Source organism: Ruegeria sp. BC8, from assembly GCF_056535705.1.
The window spans coordinates 2842956-2862493 of record NZ_JBQFIV010000001.1 but is presented as its reverse complement, the minus strand read 5'-3'; the positions used below and the strand labels follow the sequence as shown (position 1 = coordinate 2862493).

At 62.2% G+C, this 19538-nt stretch carries 22 protein-coding genes; 14 read left to right on the top strand and 8 right to left on the bottom strand.

The annotated features are described in order from the left end of the window. Positions 1-218: 218 nt before the first annotated feature. Positions 219-614 (top strand): RidA family protein, encoded by a 396-nt coding sequence (locus tag ACR3EK_RS14445; protein ID WP_254429964.1) that lies wholly within the window; start codon positions 219-221, stop codon positions 612-614. Between the two features lie 29 nt (positions 615-643). Here ACR3EK_RS14445 and sfsA read toward each other — a convergent pair whose 3' ends face one another. Then, positions 644-1351: a DNA/RNA nuclease SfsA gene (sfsA, locus tag ACR3EK_RS14440; protein WP_480633725.1), complete on the bottom strand. Its 708-nt coding sequence runs from the start codon at positions 1349-1351 to the stop codon at positions 644-646. 50 nt (positions 1352-1401) lie between these two features. On the opposite strand from sfsA, the gene ACR3EK_RS14435 reads away from it, so the two are divergent. The 4 genes from ACR3EK_RS14435 to ACR3EK_RS14420 are packed head-to-tail and all read left to right on the top strand — an operon-like array spanning position 1402 to position 4312. Continuing rightward, positions 1402-2124, top strand: coding sequence for a competence/damage-inducible protein A (locus ACR3EK_RS14435; RefSeq protein ID WP_170525652.1), 723 nt, complete (start codon positions 1402-1404; stop codon positions 2122-2124). Next, positions 2121-2831 (top strand): GNAT family N-acetyltransferase, encoded by a 711-nt coding sequence (locus tag ACR3EK_RS14430; protein ID WP_170525653.1) that lies wholly within the window; start codon positions 2121-2123, stop codon positions 2829-2831. Before ACR3EK_RS14435 ends, ACR3EK_RS14430 begins: the two co-directional genes overlap by 4 nt. A 12-nt stretch (positions 2832-2843) precedes the next feature. Beyond that, positions 2844-3416 carry a peroxidase-related enzyme gene (locus ACR3EK_RS14425; RefSeq protein WP_170360556.1) on the top strand — a complete coding sequence of 191 codons (573 nt, stop codon included), beginning with the start codon at positions 2844-2846 and terminating at the stop codon, positions 3414-3416. Then, positions 3413-4312, top strand: a complete 900-nt coding sequence (locus ACR3EK_RS14420; protein ID WP_480633724.1) for an OmpA family protein — start codon at positions 3413-3415, stop codon at positions 4310-4312. Before ACR3EK_RS14425 ends, ACR3EK_RS14420 begins: the two co-directional genes overlap by 4 nt. Positions 4313-4368: 56 nt before the next feature. Here the strand turns inward: ACR3EK_RS14420 and ACR3EK_RS14415 are convergent, their stop codons facing one another. Further along, positions 4369-5274: a LysR family transcriptional regulator gene (locus ACR3EK_RS14415; protein ID WP_093964122.1), complete on the bottom strand. Its 906-nt coding sequence runs from the start codon at positions 5272-5274 to the stop codon at positions 4369-4371. 229 nt (positions 5275-5503) lie between these two features. On the opposite strand from ACR3EK_RS14415, the gene ACR3EK_RS14410 reads away from it, so the two are divergent. Continuing rightward, positions 5504-5941: a DUF4399 domain-containing protein gene (locus tag ACR3EK_RS14410; RefSeq protein ID WP_093964395.1), complete on the top strand. Its 438-nt coding sequence runs from the start codon at positions 5504-5506 to the stop codon at positions 5939-5941. A 102-nt stretch (positions 5942-6043) separates the two neighbouring features. Then, a complete protein-coding gene (locus ACR3EK_RS14405) occupies positions 6044-6976 on the top strand; it encodes a glycosyltransferase family 8 protein (protein ID WP_480633723.1) in 933 nt (310 codons plus the stop codon). A 107-nt stretch (positions 6977-7083) separates the two neighbouring features. On the opposite strand, the gene ACR3EK_RS14400 is transcribed toward ACR3EK_RS14405, so the two are convergent. Beyond that, on the bottom strand, positions 7084-9111 hold the full coding sequence (locus ACR3EK_RS14400) for an FAD-dependent oxidoreductase (RefSeq protein WP_480633722.1): 2028 nt from the start codon (positions 9109-9111) through the stop codon (positions 7084-7086). Positions 9112-9246: 135 nt separating this feature from the next. Between ACR3EK_RS14400 and ACR3EK_RS14395 the strand changes: the two genes are divergently transcribed. The 4 genes from ACR3EK_RS14395 to ACR3EK_RS14380 all read left to right on the top strand — a co-directional run bounded on the left by ACR3EK_RS14395 (position 9247) and on the right by ACR3EK_RS14380 (position 12466). Continuing rightward, positions 9247-9732 (top strand): RNA pyrophosphohydrolase, encoded by a 486-nt coding sequence (locus ACR3EK_RS14395; RefSeq protein WP_480633721.1) that lies wholly within the window; start codon positions 9247-9249, stop codon positions 9730-9732. A 96-nt stretch (positions 9733-9828) separates the two neighbouring features. Next, positions 9829-10755, top strand: coding sequence for a DMT family transporter (locus tag ACR3EK_RS14390; protein WP_480633720.1), 927 nt, complete (start codon positions 9829-9831; stop codon positions 10753-10755). Between the two features lie 238 nt (positions 10756-10993). Next, entirely contained in the window at positions 10994-12259 is a 1266-nt protein-coding gene (locus ACR3EK_RS14385) for a SulP family inorganic anion transporter (RefSeq protein ID WP_480633719.1), read from the top strand. 54 nt (positions 12260-12313) lie between these two features. Beyond that, complete coding sequence (locus ACR3EK_RS14380) at positions 12314-12466, top strand: hypothetical protein (RefSeq protein WP_480633718.1); 153 nt, start codon at positions 12314-12316, stop codon at positions 12464-12466. A 3-nt stretch (positions 12467-12469) separates the two neighbouring features. On the opposite strand, the gene ACR3EK_RS14375 is transcribed toward ACR3EK_RS14380, so the two are convergent. From ACR3EK_RS14375 to nth, 3 genes are all read right to left on the bottom strand, one after another. Next, positions 12470-12919, bottom strand: coding sequence for a hypothetical protein (locus ACR3EK_RS14375; RefSeq protein ID WP_480633717.1), 450 nt, complete (start codon positions 12917-12919; stop codon positions 12470-12472). 196 nt (positions 12920-13115) lie between these two features. Beyond that, the gene (locus tag ACR3EK_RS14370; protein ID WP_480633716.1) at positions 13116-14105 is read right to left on the bottom strand and encodes an adenosine kinase; all 990 of its coding nucleotides are present in this window, start codon (positions 14103-14105) and stop codon (positions 13116-13118) included. Then, the gene (gene nth, locus ACR3EK_RS14365) at positions 14102-14746 is read right to left on the bottom strand and encodes an endonuclease III (protein WP_170406025.1); all 645 of its coding nucleotides are present in this window, start codon (positions 14744-14746) and stop codon (positions 14102-14104) included. Before nth ends, ACR3EK_RS14370 begins: the two co-directional genes overlap by 4 nt. 132 nt (positions 14747-14878) lie before the next feature. On the opposite strand from nth, the gene ACR3EK_RS14360 reads away from it, so the two are divergent. Beyond that, positions 14879-15730 (top strand): bifunctional helix-turn-helix domain-containing protein/methylated-DNA--[protein]-cysteine S-methyltransferase, encoded by an 852-nt coding sequence (locus tag ACR3EK_RS14360; protein ID WP_480633715.1) that lies wholly within the window; start codon positions 14879-14881, stop codon positions 15728-15730. A gap of 177 nt (positions 15731-15907) precedes the next feature. Beyond that, positions 15908-16342 carry a glyoxalase superfamily protein gene (locus ACR3EK_RS14355; protein ID WP_170341087.1) on the top strand — a complete coding sequence of 145 codons (435 nt, stop codon included), beginning with the start codon at positions 15908-15910 and terminating at the stop codon, positions 16340-16342. A 63-nt stretch (positions 16343-16405) separates the two neighbouring features. Here ACR3EK_RS14355 and ACR3EK_RS14350 read toward each other — a convergent pair whose 3' ends face one another. Beyond that, entirely contained in the window at positions 16406-17845 is a 1440-nt protein-coding gene (locus ACR3EK_RS14350) for an aldehyde dehydrogenase family protein (protein WP_480633714.1), read from the bottom strand. Positions 17846-18062: 217 nt separating this feature from the next. Here ACR3EK_RS14350 and ACR3EK_RS14345 point away from each other — a divergent pair, with 217 nt between their 5' ends. Then, on the top strand, positions 18063-18713 hold the full coding sequence (locus ACR3EK_RS14345) for a peroxiredoxin (RefSeq protein ID WP_480633713.1): 651 nt from the start codon (positions 18063-18065) through the stop codon (positions 18711-18713). Positions 18714-18766: 53 nt separating this feature from the next. On the opposite strand, the gene ACR3EK_RS14340 is transcribed toward ACR3EK_RS14345, so the two are convergent. After that, positions 18767-19462, bottom strand: a complete 696-nt coding sequence (locus ACR3EK_RS14340) for a type 1 glutamine amidotransferase domain-containing protein (RefSeq protein WP_480633712.1) — start codon at positions 19460-19462, stop codon at positions 18767-18769. Positions 19463-19538: the final 76 nt, after the last annotated feature.

Here is a 19538-nt window from a genome sequence, read left to right as displayed (position 1 = left end):
CCTTTCTACGCTGCTTGTGCAGAAAGTACCAGAGGGCGCAGGGTCGCGGGTGCCTGCCCTGATCTGAATTTGGATGCGGGGGGCGAAACGTCAAGGGACGTTGCCGCGTTTTGCGCGGGTGGTCCGGCCCGGCGTCAAAAGGCCTCGACCGATGCCCGGATTTGGGGCCAAATGAATGTACACAGACTCATTTGGTCGGGAAGAGAGGAGCCGGATGAATGTCGCAGAAACGGGAACTGATATCGAATGGAAACCCCATGGAGGCGGTCGTCGGCTTCAGCCGCGCCGTTCGGGTGGGGAATTTCATCGCGGTCGGGGGGACTGCCCCGGTCGATGCGCAAGGCAAGACAGTCGGGGTCGGGGACGTCTATCTGCAGACCAAGCAATGCTTTGAGATCATCAAGGATGCGCTGGAGCGTGCCGGATCGGGTTTGCAGGACATCGTCCGAACCCGCGTGATCCTGACCGATATCGACAATTGGAAGCAGGCGATTGAGGCCCGCAAGCTGTACTGTCTGGGCGCGCGACCCGTGGACACGATCATGGCGATCAACAGGTTCGTAAATCCCGAATGGTTGGTTGAAATCGAGGTCGACGCCGTCGTCCCCGATTGAATTGCTGTGCGGCGGAAATCGACCGGCCTTCAGTCTCTGGAGATCGTCGCCTGCGGCTGAACCCAGACGCCATCCGGTGAGATGCGCGTACCACAGACCACGTGTTCAACCCCATTGGCCCGGGCAGTCGAAAACGCTGCCGCATAGGCCGGGTCGATATCGGCGGCCAATGCGAAATTGCGGCAATCTGTGCGCTGAACCAGGTAGAGCAGGATGGCCCGGTGCCCTTGCGCGGCCATTTCGGCCAGCTCCCCCAGATGTTTGGTGCCCCGAGCGGTGACGCTGTCGGGGAATTCGGCCAGCCCCGGTTCGCGCGACAGGGTCACGCTTTTGACCTCGACATAGGCGTCGGGCAGCCCGGGTTGCGAAAGCAAAAAGTCGATGCGGCTGTTCTGGCCGTATCTGACCTCGGGCCGCACGGTTTCATAGGCGGCCAATGCGGGGATCTCCCGGGCTTGGAGCGCAGCGCGCAAGGCCCGGTTGGGGACCGAAGTATCAACGCCGGTAAAATGGCCGTTTTCATGATCGACCAGCCGCCAGCCGAATTTGAGCTTTTTCTTCGGGTCTTCATTAGGCTCAAGCCAGATCTTTTCGCCCGGTTCGGCCAGACCCATCATCGAACCCGGATTGGCGCAATGGGCCGTCACCTCGCGCCCGTCCTCAAGCCTGCAATCGGCCAGAAAGCGTTTGTAGCGGCGGATCAGGCGGGCGGGGACAAGAGGGGTTTGAAAGCGCATGGCTCCGGGCCTATACCTGCCTCAAAGGTCGATCAAGAGGAGAGCGCGCCATGCCCAACCCAACCGCCGCAATGCTGGTGATCGGGGATGAAATCCTGTCGGGCCGCACCCGCGACGCGAACATGCACTTTCTGGCGCAGGAGCTGACCAAGCATGGCATCGACCTGAAAGAAGTTCGTATCGTCAGCGATGACGCCGAGGCCATAGAGTCCGCCGTCAAGGCGCTGTCGCAGGCCTATGACCATGTGTTCACCAGCGGGGGCATCGGCCCGACCCATGACGACATCACCGCCGATTGCATCGCCCGCGCGTTCGGGGCCCATATCGACGTGCGCGAGGACGCCCGTGCCCTGCTGCAGGCGCACTACGACCAATCGGGGCTGGAGCTGAACGAAGCGCGCCTGCGCATGGCGCGCATCCCTGACGGGGCAACGCTGATCGACAACCCGGTTTCCACCGCGCCAGGGTTCACACTAGGTAATGTCCATGTGATGGCCGGCGTCCCATTGGTCTTCCAGGCGATGGTGGCCAGTGTGCTGCCCACCCTGACCGGAGGAAAACCGTTGTTGTCTCAGACCTTGCGGGTCAACCGGGGAGAAGGCGACATCGCGGCGACCCTGGCCGCCGTGGCAGAGGAATTTGGCGACGTGTCGATCGGGTGTTACCCGTTCCAGATCAACGGCGTCTTCGGGGCCAACGTGGTTGTTCGGGGCACTGACGGGTCGCGTATCGATGCGGTCACGACGCGACTGGCCAAGGAGCTTGGCCTGTGACGGTAGACTGGGCGGCAGTGGTCGATGGCACCTGGCCCGCCGCACGGTATGAGCAATTGGGTCCGTTTCTGCTGCGCGAAGGGCAGGGCGGTGGATCACGCGTATCGGCGGCCAGCCGTGCCGGCCCGGTCACAGCGACCGACATCGAGGCGGCCGAGGCGGCCATGCTTGCGATGGGCCAAAAGCGCATCTTCTGCCTGCGCCCCCACGACGCGGACCTGGACGAAACCCTCGCGCAACGCGGATACGAGGTCCTGGATCCGGTCAACATCTATGCCTGCCCGGTCTCACAGCTGACGGACCAGCCGGTCCCGCCGGTCACGGTGTTCTGCCTGTGGGAGCCGTTGGCAATCATGCGCGAAATCTGGGCCCAAGGTGGCATCGGGCCTGCCCGGCTGGCCGTGATGGAACGGGCAACAGGTCCGAAAACCGGACTGTTGCTGCGTCACCGCGATCAACCGGCCGGCACCGCTTATGTCGCCATACATGATGGTATCGCCATGCTGCACGCGCTTGAGATCGTACCCGCCCACCGCCGGCAGGGGCTGGGCCAATGGGCAATGCGCGCCGCGGCCTTTTGGGCGCTGGACAATGGCGCGCATACCCTTAGCGTGATCTGCACCAAGGCCAATACCGGCGCCAACGCGCTCTACCACTCTCTGGGGATGGAACGCGTCGGAGAGTATCACTATCGCCAGCTGGTCTGAGAGGAGACAGACGTGACCGATCGAGACATGCCCACCGCGCTTGACCTGCCAATGGTGGATCCGCTGCCGCCCGAGACTCAGAAATACTTCGATATCTGCGTCGAGAAGCTGGGCATGGTCCCCAACGTGCTGAAGGCAAACGCCTTTGACATCGACAAGCTGAACGCGTTCACGGGCATGTACAATGACCTGATGCTGGCGGACAGCGGGCTCAGCAAGCTGGAACGTGAGATGATCGCGGTCGTGGTCTCGTCGATCAACCGGTGCTTCTATTGCCTGGTTGCCCATGGTGCCGCCGTGCGTCAGCTGTCAGGTGATCCCAAGCTGGGTGAAATGCTGGTGATGAACTACCGTGTGGCGCCTCTGGATGCCCGTCAGCGCGCGATGCTGGACTTCGCCGCCAAGATGACCACAGCCAGCGCCGAGATCGAGGAACCGGACCGACAGCGCCTGCGCGATGCGGGGTTCACCGACCGCGACATCTGGGACATCGCAAACGTTGCGGGCTTCTTCAACATGTCCAACCGGGTCGCCAGTGCCACGGCGATGGTGCCCAATGACGAGTATCACGCGCAGTTTCGATGATCCGATTTGCTGTCCTTCTTTTCTGTCTGATCGCGGGTCCTGTGGCGGCGCAGGACCTGTCGCTGCCGGCGAGTGCGCGACAAATCAGCCAGCGCGTCAGCCCGTTGGACAGCTACCAATTGCCGACCGGCCCGTTTGCAGACAACGCCGTTCCCGCGCGCACGGTCGAAGGCCGGATCGAGCGCACCACATGGCGGTTGCAGGCCGGTTCCAGTACGACGCTGCAGATCCTCGACCCGCTGCGGGATCAGCTCAAGGCGCAGGGTTTCGAGATCGCTTTTGAATGTGAGGCCCGCACTTGCGGCGGGTTCGACTTCCGCTTTGGAACCGAGGTGGTGCCGACGCCCGACATGTATGTCGCAATCAATGATTATCGATTTCTGTCAGCCACTCGTGGAGCCGAAGCCCTGACCTTGCTGATCAGCCGAAACCAGCCCGACGGGTATGTGCAGATGATCCGCGTCACTCCGAAGGGTCAGACCCCACCGCCGCTGGTGGTCGAGGAAACGGTGATTGGCGGCGACGGGCTGGTTGCCAACCTGGTGCGGGATGGTCACGTGATACTCGGCGATCTCAGCTTTGAGACGGGCGAGGTTGCCTTGGGGGCCGGGCCGTTCGAGTCGCTGGGCCTGCTGGCCGGCTACCTGGCCGAGACCCCCGGCGCGCGGCTGGCGCTGGTTGGGCACACCGACGACACCGGCGACCTGCAGGCCAATATCGAGGTCAGCACACGCCGCGCCCAGGCTGTCCGTGCGCGATTGATCGAGGCACATGGAGTGGCCGAAGATCGCGTGCAGGCGCAGGGTGTCGGCTACCTCGCCCCGATCGTTTCGAACGCCACCCCGGAAGGGCGCGAACAGAACCGCCGGGTCGAGGCTGTTCTGCTGTTGAACTGACTACGAAAAAAAGCCCGCGCAATTTGCGCGGGCCGGTCAGTCTTCACTGGGAGGTCTTACCAATCCATCGGACCTTTTTCGGCAAAGGACTCGACAAGGAAATCAATGAACGCTCGCACCTTTGGCTGGGTGAACCGGCCCGGCGGGTACACCGCATAGACACCCTGGACTTCGTCCGGCAGCGACGGCATCGCGTCGACCACCTGGCCGGATTTCAGCGCGTCCGCGTAGAGATAGCTGGGCAGATAAGCGATTCCGAGGCCCGAGATAGCCGCATTCAACAGGGATTGACCGTCGTTCACGCTCAGCCAACCCGCCGTGCGCACCTGCCTCTTCTCGCCCGAGGGCGCGGTCAACTTCCAGACGTTGCCCGAGGACTGGCTGGAGTAATGCAGCAGCTTGTGTTCGTTGAGGTCATCGATCTTTGCCGGGCGCCCGAACTTCTCGATATAGCTGGGGGCCGCAACCATGCGTTTGACCGTTTCGGTCAGCTTGCGGGCGCGCAGGGTGCTGTCTTCCAGCTCGCCGATGCGCACGGCCACGTCGAACCCTTCGGAAATCAGTTCGACATAGCGATTGTTCAAGACCATGTTCACGGTGATGTCGGGATAGGCCGCCAGGAAACCCGACAGCACGGGCGACAGGTGGTTCACCCCGAAATCAGTGGCCACACTGATGCGCAGCAGACCTGAAGGCGCCGATTGCATCGACGTCACCAGCGCGTCGGCTTCGCCTGCATCATTCAGCACACGGCGTGCGCGGTCGTAATAGGCCAGCCCGATCTCGGTCGGCGACACGCGGCGCGTCGTGCGGTTCAGCAAACGCGCGCCCAAGCGGGCCTCCAAGCTCGACACGTGCTTCGACACGGCTGATTTGGAAATGCCCATCTTTTTGGCCGCGTCGGTGAAACCACCTTGGTCCACCACGTTGGCGAAGGCCTCCATTTCTGTCAGTCGGTCCATTCTCGTTCCCCAGGTCGTCTGTTCGTTGACCGACCATCGCCTCCAATCTGGGCGGAAACTGGGCAGACATGGGATAATATCAGGGTTTTGAATCGGATCGTTTGCGCTTCGGAAACGCGGAAACAGTGGTTTCCCGCCTGCATCCGCCCCCTGTTTGCGTGTTCTTTTCTGGTAATTTCTCGCAACGTGCTAAAGTCAGAATGGCATTTTTGTGTCCAGGGAGGAGATCATGAAAGCCATTCTAGTAACTATTTTTTGCCTGTTTGCCCCCTTGGCCTGGGCCGGAGGGGAGACACCTTCGAACCCCGATGCCGAGGTCTATTTCGTCAACCTGTCGGACGGCGACACGGTAACGTCACCGGTGACGGTGGTATTTGGCCTCCGCGGTATGGGCGTTGCGCCAGCCGGGACCGAAAAGGAAAACACAGGCCATCACCATTTGCTGATCGATCGCCCCCCATTGGGTCAGGGTGAGGACGGGGCCGACGAACTGGCATATGGGCTGCCGGCTGATGACAACCACCTGCATTTCGGTGGTGGTCAGACCGAAGTCACGTTGGAGCTTGCCCCCGGGACGCACACGTTGCAACTGGTCTTGGGCGATGCGGGTCATGTGCCTCACGCGACGCCGATCGTTTCCGAGGTGATAACGATCACCGTGGAGTAACCCGTACCGGTCAACCGCAGCGCCGGGACGGTTTCGGTTTGATTACATGTGCTTGCGTCGCCTATACACGATTCTGATCGGGGGCGGAGCCATGGTATTTGAATGAACGTTGTTTTTGGGGTCGACCGGAACTTTCTGTATCCCGCATTGCTGTCGGCCTATTCCGTGGTCAAGAACGCCAGCCGGCCTGTTGACGTTACCATTTTCGGTCAGGATTTTACCGCACAAGACATCGCAGCCGTCGACCAACTGGATCGTGCGGTCGACAACGGCACGGTTTGTTACCGGGAGTTCCAGTCCGAAACGCTCGGCCGGTTTTCTGAGTTCAAGACGAAATACCCGAAAATCACGCTGCTGCCGTTGTTTCTGCCCGAATTCTTTTCGGGCCGGTGTCTGTTCATTGACGCCGACACACTTGTGCTGGGCGATGTCTGCGAGTTGCAGGAGCTCGACATGAGTGGCCACGGGATCGGGGCCTGTGTCGACATGGGATTGGTCACGTTGGGCGAAGGCCGCTTTCTGCGCCCATCCCTGCAGAGTGTTCTGAGGCCGGGGCACGAACACCAAAAGTCGGTCACACGCGTTTTGCGCAGCATCCGGTTGGGCTTTCTGCCCGGCGAGAACTACTTCAACGCGGGCATCCTTCTGATGGATTGCGAAGCGATCCGGAATTCACCCGCGGGCAAGGAGCTGGGCAATTTCGACAAGCTGATCCCGCATATCCACGACCTGCCCGAGCAGGATCGGATGAACCAGATTTTTGCGGGCCAGTGGCTCAGACTTCCTCAGCAGTGGAACACGCGGCCGCAGATTTGGTACGACGCGCACAGTCCGAAATTCCGGCATACCTCTGCCGAATTTCGAGACCAACTGAAACAGGCAAGCCGAAACCCGAAGATGTGGCACTATATCGGGGGCAAGAAGCCCTGGCGCGCGAAGCCAGCGTCACAAATTCTTCTGCGCCGCGCCTTTCGGGACTACCAGGAATACCTGGCACTGTTCGAGGACGAGACAGGTCTGACTTTTTCCGTTTAAGGCGGGGAATTGGCTCAACTCTCAAAAAAGCCACCCGGGCATCGTTCGGGTGGCTTTCTTTTGTCTGGGTGTTCTCGCCTTGGGGCAGTGGACGGAACGGGTCTTCCCTAAAGTGCAGCGGCCAGCCGCGTGCCCTGGTTGATCGCCCGCTTGGCATCCAGTTCCGCGGCCACATCCGCGCCGCCGATCACATGCGGGGTGATCCCGCGTTCGATCAGTGCATCGGCCAACGACCGCTCGGGCACCTGTCCGGCACAAAGGACAATCGTTTCGGCTTTGATAACCGTCGGGTCCGCGCGCTCTTCTCCGAATGAGACATGCAGCCCCTCGTCGTCGATGCGCTCGTAGTTCACGCCGCCCACGAAGTTCACGTCCTTCATCTTCAGCGTCGCGCGGTGGATCCAGCCGGTGGTCTTGCCCAGCCCCTTGCCATGCGCCTGCTTCTTGCGTTGAAGCAGCGTGACCTGCCGCTTGGGCGCCTCGGGCTGCGGGCCTTCGGGCGCCAGGCCCGAGCGGTGCTGTTCAGGGTCGGCGACGCCCCATTCCTTCATCCACAAGGGCAGGTCTGTGGTGGGCGAATGGCCCTCCTCCAGCAGGTATTCCGACACGTCGAACCCAATGCCGCCCGCGCCGATCACCGCAACCGATTTGCCCACCGGGGCCTTGTCGCGCAGCACGTCGATATAGTTCACGACATTGTCGCGGTCCTCGCCCGGGATCTGCGGGTCGCGCGGGTTGACGCCGGTGGCGATCACCACCTCGTCGAACCCGGTCAGATCGTCGGCGCCGACCTCGCGGCCCAGTTCGAGCTTTACGCCCAGATCGTCCAACATGGTGCGATACCAGTCCACCAGACCCCAGAACTCTTCCTTGCCCGGCACCTGCTTGGCCAGGTTCAGCTGGCCGCCGATCTCGTCGGCCTTGTCGAACACGGTCACGTCATGGCCGCGCTGGGCGGCGGTCATCGCGGTGGACAGGCCCGCCGGGCCCGCGCCCACGATGGCCACGCGCTTGGGCGTGGCGGCCTTTTCGATCACCAGCTCGGTCTCGTGGCAGGCGCGCGGGTTCACCAAGCACGAGGTCAGCTTGCCGCTGAACGTGTGATCCAGACAGGCCTGGTTGCAGGCGATGCAGGGCGCGATCTTGGCCGATTCACCAGCCATCGCCTTGGCCACGAAATCCGCATCCGCCAGCATCGGCCGCGCCAACGAGACCATGTCGGCACAGCCGGTCGACAGCACTTCTTCGGCCACTTCGGGCGTGTTGATCCGGTTCGAGGTGATGACCGGAATCCCCACCTTGCCCATCAGCTTCTTCGTCACCCAGGCAAAGGCCGCGCGCGGGACGCTGGTGGCGATTGTGGGAATCCGAGCCTCGTGCCAGCCGATGCCAGTGTTGATGATCGTCGCCCCGGCCTTCTCGACCGCTTGCGCCAGTTGCACCACCTCTTCATGGGTCGAGCCATTGGGCACAAGGTCGATCATCGACAGGCGGTAGATGATGATGAAATCGGTGCCCACCGCCTCGCGGGTGCGGCGCACGATTTCCAGCGGCAGGCGCATCCGGTTCTCATAGGACCCGCCCCAGCGGTCGGTGCGCTTGTTGGTGTGGGTCACCAGGAACTGGTTCAGGAAATACCCCTCGGACCCCATGATCTCGACCCCGTCATAGCCGGCCTTCTGCGCCAGCACGGCGGCGTTGACGATGTCGCCGATCTGCTTCTCGATGCCTTCCTCGTCCAGCTCGTTGGGCGGGAAGGGCGAGATCGGCGACTTCACCGGGCTGGGCGCCACGCATTTCGGGCCATAGGCGTAACGGCCCGCATGCAGGATCTGCATTGCGATCTTGCCGCCCGCCTGATGCACCCGGTCGGTGACGACCGAGTGGTTCGCCACGTCCTTGTCGCTGGCCATCATCGCAGCGCCGGGCAAAACTGAGCCTTCGAGGTTCGGCCCGATGCCGCCCGTCACCATCAGGGCCACGCCGCCACGTGCGCGCGAGGCATAGAACTCGGCCACCCGGTTCCAGTCGCCGGTTTCTTCCAGCCCGGTATGCATCGAGCCCATCAGGACCCGGTTCTTCAACGTGGTAAAGCCCAGATCCAGCGGGGCCAGCAGGTTCGGGTACGCAGTCATCTTGAAACTCTCCCTCAATTCGGGGCTGACAATCGCGCCGCACCGCGCCGGTGTCACGCGAAACCTGACGTCACCCCCTTTGCCGCCGCTTTGCCAGTTGCTACAGCTTGGCCAACCACATTACGAGGCCCGCCCATGACCCCAGAACAGATCGCCAAACTGCCCTATCGCCCCTGCGTCGGCCTGATGCTGATGAACGATCAGGGTCAGATTTTCGTCGGCCAGCGCAATGACCGGTTCGAGGACGCCTGGCAGATGCCCCAAGGTGGCGTGGACGAGGGTGAATCTCCGCGCGAGGCGGCCCTGCGCGAGTTGCAGGAGGAAATCGGTGTCACCCCCGACCTCGTGGAAATTGTGGCCGAGACCGACGGCTGGCTGCCCTATGACCTGCCGCATGACATCGTGCCCCACATCTGGAAGGGCCGCTATCGCGGGCAGCAGCAGAAATGGTTCCTGCTGCGGTTTCTGGGAGCCGACGACCAGATCGACATTCAGACCGACCACCCCGAGTTCACCCGCTGGAAATGGCAGGACCCCGACCGCCTGATCGCCGAGATCGTACCCTTCAAGCGCGAGGTCTACGAGCAGGTGATGGACGCTTTTCGTGGGTATTTGGGGTGAATTAAACCACGGCCAAGCGGGTTCCGCATTTCGGACAAAGTGCCCAGTCCATGGATCCCTGCTATGAAATTCGCGAACCTGTGCTAGGCCTCGTTCATGGCAAAGACCTCAACACAAACCGGACCGGCTATTCCCTATGCGCTTGCGGTTGCAGGCGTTCTTCTCGCGTCGATCTGCTTTGGGCTGGTGCCCTATTTCAGCAGAGGGCTGACGCAGCAGGGCGTCGCGCCCTATGCCGTCGCGTTCTACCGATACATCGTCGCGGCAATTCTGCTGCTGCCCGTTCTCATCGTGCACCGAAAAGCTTGGCGCGAGATTTGTTGGGGCCTTTCGGCAGGAGCCGTGATGGGACTTGGGTGGATCGGATACGTGACGGCGTTGGAGGCCTTGCCCGCATCAACCGTGGGGGTGCTCTACATGACTTATCCGGTTTTTACATTAGTCATTGCCTGGGCGCTTTTTTCTGATGCACCCACGCGGCGCGCCTTGCTTGCTTCTGGCCTTATCGTTCTGGCGGCAATCACTGCTGGTTCGCCCGCATCCGTGTCCCCACAACACATACCAACTCTATTGGCGGCGCTGGCGGCCCCGTTCGGCTTTGGTTTCGGTATTTGTGTTTTGGTCTACAGGCTGTCCCGAATCGCGCCGCTTGCGCGCATAGCCTCGGTTTCCCTGGGATCGGTTCTTGGGCTCTTGCCGCTGATTCTGAGTGCCGATGTGGAACAGCTGCTCCCGGAGGGGCAATCCGACTGGATCTTGATTGTCGGAATTGGCCTGGTCACGGCGCTTGTGCCGCAGCTCATCTACACGATTTGCTCGCCCTTGATCGGCGCCTCTCAAACCGCGGTCGTTGGAAGCATAGAATTGCCCACAATGTTCGTGGTCGGATTTGTTGCTTTTGGCGAAGCAATCACGGCACCCCAAGCCATAGCCTGCGCTTTGGTTCTTGGTGCGATTGCAATCACCAGAAGCCGAACGACACGCACCTTGACCACTGTGATCGCAAATGAACCAAGCAAGTAGGTTCTACCTCAAACCAACCCTTCTTTCTGCAACATCTCCGGCACGTGGGTATCCGGCCGCGGGCAGATATGGCTGATCACTTCTCGGGCGCAGGCGTTGCCGATTCCGGCGCATTTTCCGGGCCGCGCGCATCGACTGCGCACACTTGCCGAACTTGACCCGGTGCAAAAATCGGCGCAAATCTGGCGCGTTTCCCGGGCCGCGCAGCAGTAGCGGCCTTTTGCGGATGGTGAATTTCATGCGCCAGCCAAAGATTCTGACGACGCTCAAAACCTATGACATGGCTCAGTTCACGGCGGATCTGATCGCCGGGATTTCGGTTGCCATGGTGGCCCTGCCGCTGAGCCTGGCGATCGCCATCGCCTCGGGCGCGGACCCGGCGCAGGGGTTGGTCACGGCCATCGTCGCGGGGTTCGTCATTTCGGCGCTGGGGGGCAGCCGGGTCCAGATCGGAGGCCCGACCGGCGCCTTCATCGTGGTGGTGTTCGGCGTGATTGCCGAACACGGATATGACGGGTTGGTCATGGCCACCTTCATGGCAGGGTTCATCCTGCTGATCGCGGGTTATTTCCGGGCCGGGCGATTGATCTCATTCGTGCCCGAGGCCGTTGTCAACGGCTTTACCATCGGCATCGCCGTCATCATCGCCACCAGCCAGATCAAGGATTTCTTCGGCCTGTCGATTCAAAATCTGCCCGCCGAATTTCTTGAGAAAGTACCCGCGCTATGGGCCGCGCGCGACACGTTGAATCTGCCGGCCACGGGAATCGCCCTGCTGGCGGCGGTGCTGATCGTGGCCCTGCGCCGGATCGCGCCGCGTTTTCCGGGGCTGATCATCGCGGTGGGCGTTGCTTCGGCGCTGGTCGCGGTGATGGGGCTGGGGGTCGACACGATCCATTCGCGGTTCGGTGATCTGCCCTCGACCCTGCCTGCGCCCCAGCTGCCCGACCTGTCGCTGTCGCGCTTTGTCGAGCTGTTCCCTTCGGCGGTCGTGATCGCCTTTCTGGCCGGAGTGGAATCGCTGCTGTCGGCCATGGTCGCCGACCGGACGATCGGCGGGCAGCACAGGCCCAACGCGGAATTGGCGGCCCAGGGCGCGGCCAACATCGCCTCGGCCCTGTTCGGAGGGCTGCCGGCCACCGGGGCAATCGCGCGCACGGCGACGAACATCAAGGCGGGCGGCAAGACGCCGGTTGCGGGCATCATCCACGCGCTGACGATCCTGCTGATCATGCTGGTTGCGGCCCCGGCGGCGGGCTATCTGGCCATGCCGGCATTGGCCGCGCTGCTGATGATCACCGCCTGGAACATGAGCGAGCCGCACAAATGGGGCGAATACGCCCGCGCCCGACCCAGCGACCGGGCGCTGCTGGTTCTGACCATGCTGCTGACCGTCTTCATCGACCTGACCGTGGCCATCGGCGTCGGCGTGGCCATCGGCCTTGCCCTGCGGCTCAACCGGCGCGAGTCGGTCCAGACGGACTGGACCCCGCCTGACCGGTGAGGACCGGACACGCTCTGGGCTGGGCAGGTTGAACGTGTTGACGTCCACCGGGGCTTGGACGTCATTTGCTGCACGACATCGAGACGCCCCCCCCGCGTTCACCGCCGGAATTGGCAGGACCCCGACCGGCTGATCGCCGAGATCGTGCCCTTCACACGCGAGTTCTACGAGTGGATGATGGAGGCGTTCGGATGGTATTGGGGGTAGCTCTTAGTCCAGGCATTGAGAAAAACGGCGACCTTTCTCTCGATCTTCGACCAGATAAAAGCCGTGTTGATCACCATTCAGTGTGATCCCCGCGCTATATTCGTCGAACATTACGCCAGCAATGAAAGTAGCTGGCGGATTGTTCTTTCCGTAGTATGCATAAACCACTTCGGCATCCGAAATTCGCTGACCCTCATAAATTAGCTCTAGCATATCGTTGGATCTAAGACCGGTCACTTCGATGCCGCCGTCTTTGGAGCAATCCAGCGCGTATCTGCCTTCAACATCTTTGATGTCGAAGTTTTCATCGTACTGCGGAAGCCAATCCAAAAAGGATTCGCAATAAGGATCGGGCTCGTCCATTTCCCAACTCTGACACGGGCCGTCTCTCATACCAGCAAGGCTGGCTCCGGGTATCAGAAGTAAAAAAATAGCCATTGTGAGCTTTGTCACAGTCGATCTCCTAGTCTGTTTGACACTCGAAATCCGTGGAGTACTACACCTAAAAATTGTTTGATTGCAACCTAAGGCAGGTATCAAAGGGAGACATCCAATTTGATCTGCAATTTCATGCCAGCGCTTTCCAATCCATATCTATTTCGCGAGCCATTGTGCATATGACTCTGTGCCAAGAGCCTATGCGCACGCATCAAACCAACCCCTCTTCCCGCAACAGCTCCAGCACATTGGTATCCGGCCGCGGGCCGATATGGCTGATTACTTCTCGGGCGCAGACGTTGCCGATGCGGGCGCAGGTCTCCATGTCGCGGCCCGTCGCCATGCCGAACAGGAATCCGGCGGCAAACTGGTCGCCCGCGCCGGTAGCGTCCACCGGCACAACCTTCTCGACCGGCACGTCGATGCGAATGCCGTCATGCAGAACCGCCACCCCGTCGCCCGAGCGGGTGCAGACCACCAGCGGGCAGATCGCAGCCGTGCGCCGCAGCGCCTCTTCCAAATCGTCGGTCTCGAACAGCGATTTGATCTCGGCCTCGTTGCCGATCACGAAATCCAGCTCGTGTTCGATCAGCAGCAGGAAATCGGTGCGATGACGCTCGACGCAGAACGGGTCGGAGATGGCGATGCCGGTCTTGCCGCCGCCGTTGCGACAGTCGCGCGCAGCCTCGAGGAAGGCGGTCTTGCCCTTCTCCTTGTCGAACAGATACCCCTCGAGGAACATGATCTGGCTGTTGCCCGCCACCTCGGCCGGCACGTCGGCCGAGGACAGTTCCGAGGAAATCCCCAGATAGGTGTTCATCGACCGTTCGCCATCGGGCGAGACGAAGATCATCGAGCGCGAGGTCGGCAGTTCGCCCCCCGGCACGGGCGGGTTTACGAAATCCACGCCGTCCTCGTTCATCGCATCGGCATAGAACCGGCCCAGTGCATCATCATGCACCCGCCCGATGAAGGCCGCGTCCAGACCCAGCGCACCCGCGCCCGCGATGGTGTTGGCCACCGACCCGCCCGGCGTCTGCACCCGGTTTTCCATGGCTGCATACAGCACCTCGCCGCGTTCGCGTTCGATCAGCTGCATGATCCCTTTTTCGATCCCCATCATCTCGAGAAAGCTGTCGTCGGCCTGAGAGATGACGTCCACAACGGCGTTGCCGATGCCGGTCAGGTGATAGGTTTTCATAGGGTCTTGTCCTCGAATTGGCACAGGTCGCGGATCAGGCAGGTGCCGCATTGCGGCTTGCGCGCCTTGCAGTGGTACCGGCCGTGCAGGATCAGCCAGTGATGGGCGTGAAGCTGAAAGTCCACCGGAATATTGTCTTCGATGGCGCGTTCCACGGCATCCACATCCTTGCCGGGGCAGATACCCGTGCGGTTGCCGACGCGAAAGATATGGGTGTCCACCGCCTGCGCCGGGTATCGCCACCACATGTTCAGCACCACGTTCGCGGTCTTGCGCCCGACGCCCGGCAGAGATTGCAGCGCCGCGCGCGAATTGGGCACCTCGCCGCCGTAGTCCTCGACCAGGATGCGCGACATCTTGATGACGTTCTTGGCCTTCTGGCGGAACAGGCCGATGGTCTTGATGTGCTCGATCAACCCCTCTTCGCCGAGGTCGAGCATCTTCTGCGGCGTGTCCGCGATCTTGAACAGCGCGCGGGTGGCCTTGTTGACGCCCGCATCGGTCGCCTGCGCCGACAGCGCCACGGCGACGACAAGCGTGTACACGTTCACATGCTCAAGCTCGCCCTTGGGTTCGGAGTCGGCCTGCTGGAACCGGGTAAAGATCTCGCGGATCGTGTGATAATCAAGCTGCTTTGCCATCCGGGCCTTAATGCCGCCCGCGGTGCCGGGTGACAAGCCCAAAGCCCGCTGCACCGCCAATGCGCAAGTTTCGGGTCGCACGGTCGGGCCCGGCGCGGCTAGGATGGGACAAGCCACAGCAAGGTGAATGCCATGAACGTCCAGACATCCGAATCCGGGTACCACTACAACGTGATGCGGCGCGCGATCGATCTGATCGACCAGGGCGGTGAGTCGCTGTCGCTGGAAGAGCTGGCCCGCCAGATGGACATGAGCCCCGCGCATTTCCAGCGCCTTTTCTCGCGCTGGACGGGCGTGTCGCCGAAACGCTACCAGCAATATCTGACGCTGGGCCATGCCAAGGCGCTGCTGCGCGAGCGGTTCACCACGCTGGAGACCGCACACAGCGTCGGTCTGTCCGGCAGCGGTCGCCTGCATGACCTGTTCCTGAAATGGGAGGCGATGAGCCCCGGCGAATATGCCCGCAAGGGGGCGGGGCTGACCATCTATTGGGGCTGGTTCGAAAGCCCCTTTGGCCCGGCGCTGGTGATGGGCACGGCCAAGGGCATCTGCGGCATGGCCTTTGCCGCCGAGAGCGGCGAAGAGGCCGCGATGCAGGACATGCTGTCGCGCTGGCCCCTGGCGGAATACGTCGAGGATCCGATGCGCCTGCGCCCGTGGGTCCTGTCGGCCTTCGGCGCGGCCAGCGACCGGCTGGAGCCTACGCCGTTGTACCTGATCGGCTCACCCTTGCAGATCAAGGTGTGGGAGGCGCTGATGCAGATCCCCTCGGGCCAGGTGACGACCTATTCCCAGATCGCGCAGGCCGTGGGCACGCCGCAGGCGGTGCGGGCAGTGGGCACGGCGGTGGGCCGCAACCCGGTCAGTTGGCTGATCCCCTGCCACCGCGCGCTGCGCAAATCGGGGGGCCTGGGCGGCTATCACTGGGGGTTGCCCGTCAAACGCGCCATGCTGGCCTACGAGGCGGCGCAGGCCGATGCCTGATTGACTTGGGGTCTCGCGCCTGCCAAAAGGCGCGCAGGTTCGGGTCTCCTGCCGCTCGCGGCCCTTTGGCTTTGGTGAAACCCGGTTCAAACCACATCTGTTGCCCTTTCCCGGCGCGCGGATGGCAAGGCGAGCCCCGTCCAATACTCGCGCCCGTTTCTGGAAACGAGGCAAGACATGACACAGATCCGAACCATCGCCCCCGTGGGCGAGCTGAAAGTGCAGGCCAAACGCCTGCGCGAGAAACTGCGTGGCGCCGGCGTGGCCCTGAGCCATGCGCAATCGCTTGAGATGATCGCCCATCAGCACGGCGCGCGCGACTGGAACACGTTGCACGCGATGGCCGGAAACCGGCTGCACCTGAAGGTCGGAGACCGCGTGCGGGGCACCTATCTGGGCCAGCCCTTCACCGGGGAAATCCGCGGCCTGACGATGCTGGGCGACGGCGCGCAGCGGCGGATCACGCTGCAGTTCGACACCCCGGTCGACGTGGTGACCTTTGACAGCTTCTCGGCCTTTCGCCAGCGCGTCAGCGGTCAGATCGGCTGGGACGGTCGGTCAGCTCGCCATACGTCGAACGGCGAGCCACAACTGGTGGTGCGTCCGGCCTGACGCAAACGGGGCAAGGTGCCTGTCCGCGCCTTGCCCCACATTTTGTGCGTTCCCGTGCGGGGGTTATTCCGGGGTCCAGCCGCTGACGGCCTTGACCTCCAAAAAGTCCTCCAGCCCCCAGACACCGCCTTCACGCCCGTTGCCGGACTGTTTCATGCCGCCAAAGGGCGAACCGGCGGCGCGCGACTGGCCGTTCATCTCGACCATGCCCGAGCGCAGTTTGCGCGCCATGCGGTTGGCGCGGGCGCCGTCCTGTGTCTGAACATAGTTGGTCAGGCCATATGGCGTGTCATTGGCGATCTCGATGGCCTCTTCCTCGGTATCGAAGGGGATCATCGTCAGGACCGGGCCAAAGATTTCCTCGCGCGCGATGGTCATCTGGTTGTTGGCGTCGGCAAACACGGTGGGGCGCACGAAATAGCCTTTGTTGAACCCGTCGGGCCGACCGGGACCGCCGGCGACCAGGCGCGCACCCTCGTCGATGCCTTTCTGGATCAGGGCCTGGATCTTGGTCCATTGAAGCTCGTTCACGACGGGGCCGATATGGCGGCCTTCCTGCATCGCCGGCCCCACGGTGACCTTGCCCGCCACCTCGGCCGCGGTTTCCACCGCCTGGTCATAGATCGGGCGCTGCACCAGCATCCGGCTGGGCGCGTTGCAGCTCTGGCCGGTGTTGTTCATCATATGCAGCACGCCGCGCTTGACCGCCTTGTCATCGGCATCGGCAAAGATCACGTTGGCGCCTTTGCCGCCCAGTTCCAGATGTACCTTCTTCAGCGTGTCGGCGGCGTTCTTGGAAATCGCCGTGCCCGCACGGGTCGAGCCGGTGAAGCTGACCATGTCGACGTCCGGATGCCCCGACAGTTGCGAGCCCACGCCCACGCCGTCGCCGTTCACCAGGTTGAAGACACCCGGCGGGAAGCCCGCCTCGTGCATCATCTCGGCAAAGATCATCGCGTTCAGCGGGCTTTGCTCGGACGGTTTCAGAACCATCGTGCAGCCCGCGATGGCTGCCGCGCCCACCTTGAGCGTGATCTGGTTCATCGGCCAGTTCCACGGGGTGATCAGCGCGGCAACGCCGACCGCCTCGTAGATGATCCGATCATTGGGGGCGTGGTCGCCCAGGGGGCGCTCGAACTGGAAATTCTTGGCTGCTCGAATGAAATTCTTCAGGTGCCATATCCCGGCGCCCACCTGCTGGGTGCGCGACATGTCGATCGGTGCGCCCATCTCCATCGACATCGCCTGCGCGAGGTCTTCGGCACGGGTGGGGTAGATCTCGATCAGCTTTTCCACCAGCGCGATGCGCTCTTCGACCGGCGTGGCCATCCAGCCCGGCAGCGCCGCCTTGGCCGCCGCCACGGCCGCGTCGGTATCGGCCTGACCGCCCAGAGAAATCACCGTGCAGGGCTCCTCGGTCGAGGGGTCGATCACATGGAAATCACTGGCTTGGCTGGGGGCGACCCACTGGCCGTTGATGTAAAAGTCGCGTTTCTCGATCATGGCGTGTCCTCTTGATCCGCATTCATTCGACCGCGCGGTCGGTTTTCCCGGGCACTCTGTCACTGCGGCCCCCTTGGGGCAAGGCAATTCTGGAAATTTGATCAAATTATTGATCGCACGTTTTTTGCCCCTGTGCCACATCAATGGTTTAACCTGAGGGCAAAGTGATTAGGTTTGCACCAACCGACTCGGGTTTTCATAGGAAAGGAGATGCATCATGGGTTTGCGCATCAACGATACCGTCCCCAATTTCACCGCTGAAACGGACCAGGGCACCATCCAGTTCCACGACTGGATCGGCGACAGCTGGGCGATCCTGTTCTCGCACCCCAAGGATTTCACTCCGGTCTGCACCACCGAGTTCTCGGCCGTGGCGCAGTTGAACGACGAATGGGCCAAGCGCAACACCAAGGTGATCGGTGTTTCGGTCGATGGGGTCGAGGACCACAAGAAGTGGAAGAAAGACATCGAGGCCTATGGCAAGGCCAACCCCGGCTTTCCGATCATCGCCGACGAAGGGCTGGAAGTGTCCAAAGCCTTCGACATGCTGCCCGCCGAGGCATATCTGCCCGACGGCCGAACCCCGGCGGACAGCGCCACGGTGCGCTCGGTCTTCATCATCGGGCCGGACAAGCAGCTGAAACTGTCGATGACCTATCCGATGACCGTGGGCCGGAATTTCGCCGAGATTCTGCGGGCGCTCGACGGCCTGCAAATGAGCGCCAAGGGCGTGGCCACTCCGGCCAACTGGGTGCCGGGCGAAGACGTAATCATCCCGCCGTCGGTTTCGAATGACGAAGCCAAGGAGAAGTTCGGCGAGTTCGAGTCGATCTTCCCCTATCTGCGCAAGACCAAGGCGCCGAGCTGACATCGAAAGGGGCGGGGCACATCATGTCCCGCCCCGTACCGCATTGAACGTCCTCAGGCCTCAAGCGCCTCAAGCACTTTCCTTGCAACCGCAGCGGACGAAGCCGGGTTCTGCCCGGTAATCAGTTTGCCGTCCGGCACGGCATGCGGTTGGAACGGGTCCACCTTGCTGAACTGCGCACCCCGGTCCTTCATCGTATCCTCGACCAGCAGCGGCACGATTTCGGTCAAGCCGACGGCGTCCTCTTCTTCATTCGTGAAGCCGGTGACGGTACGACCCTTGACCAGCGGCGACCCGTCCGCGGCCTTGGTGTGCGCCAGAACGATCGGGGCGTGACACACGGCGCTGACCGGTTTCCCCGCTGACCAGAACGTCTCGATCAGATCAATCGATTTCTCATCCGACACAAGGTCCCACAGCGGCCCGTGCCCACCGGGATAGAAGATCGCGTCATAGTCGTGGGCGTTCACCTCGGACAGTTTGACCGTGTTGGCCAATGCCGCCATCGCTTCGGGGTCGGCCTCGAACCGGCGGGTGTCGTCGGTCTGGCTGTCGGGTGCGCTGCTTTTGGGGTCCAGCGGCGGCTGGCCACCTTTGGGCGAGGCCATTGTCAATTCTGCCCCGGCATCCTTGAACACGTAATACGGAGCGGCCAGCTCCTCGAGCCAGAACCCGGTCTTTTCTCCGGTGTCGCCCAGCTGGTCATGCGATGTCAGGACGACCAGAATTTTCTTTGCAGTCGAAGCCATGTGTTTTCTCCTAGTTCGGCCGGTTCACCCGGCCCGTGTCTTGTGTGACGGGATATATGGCTGTTGCCGCTTGTTG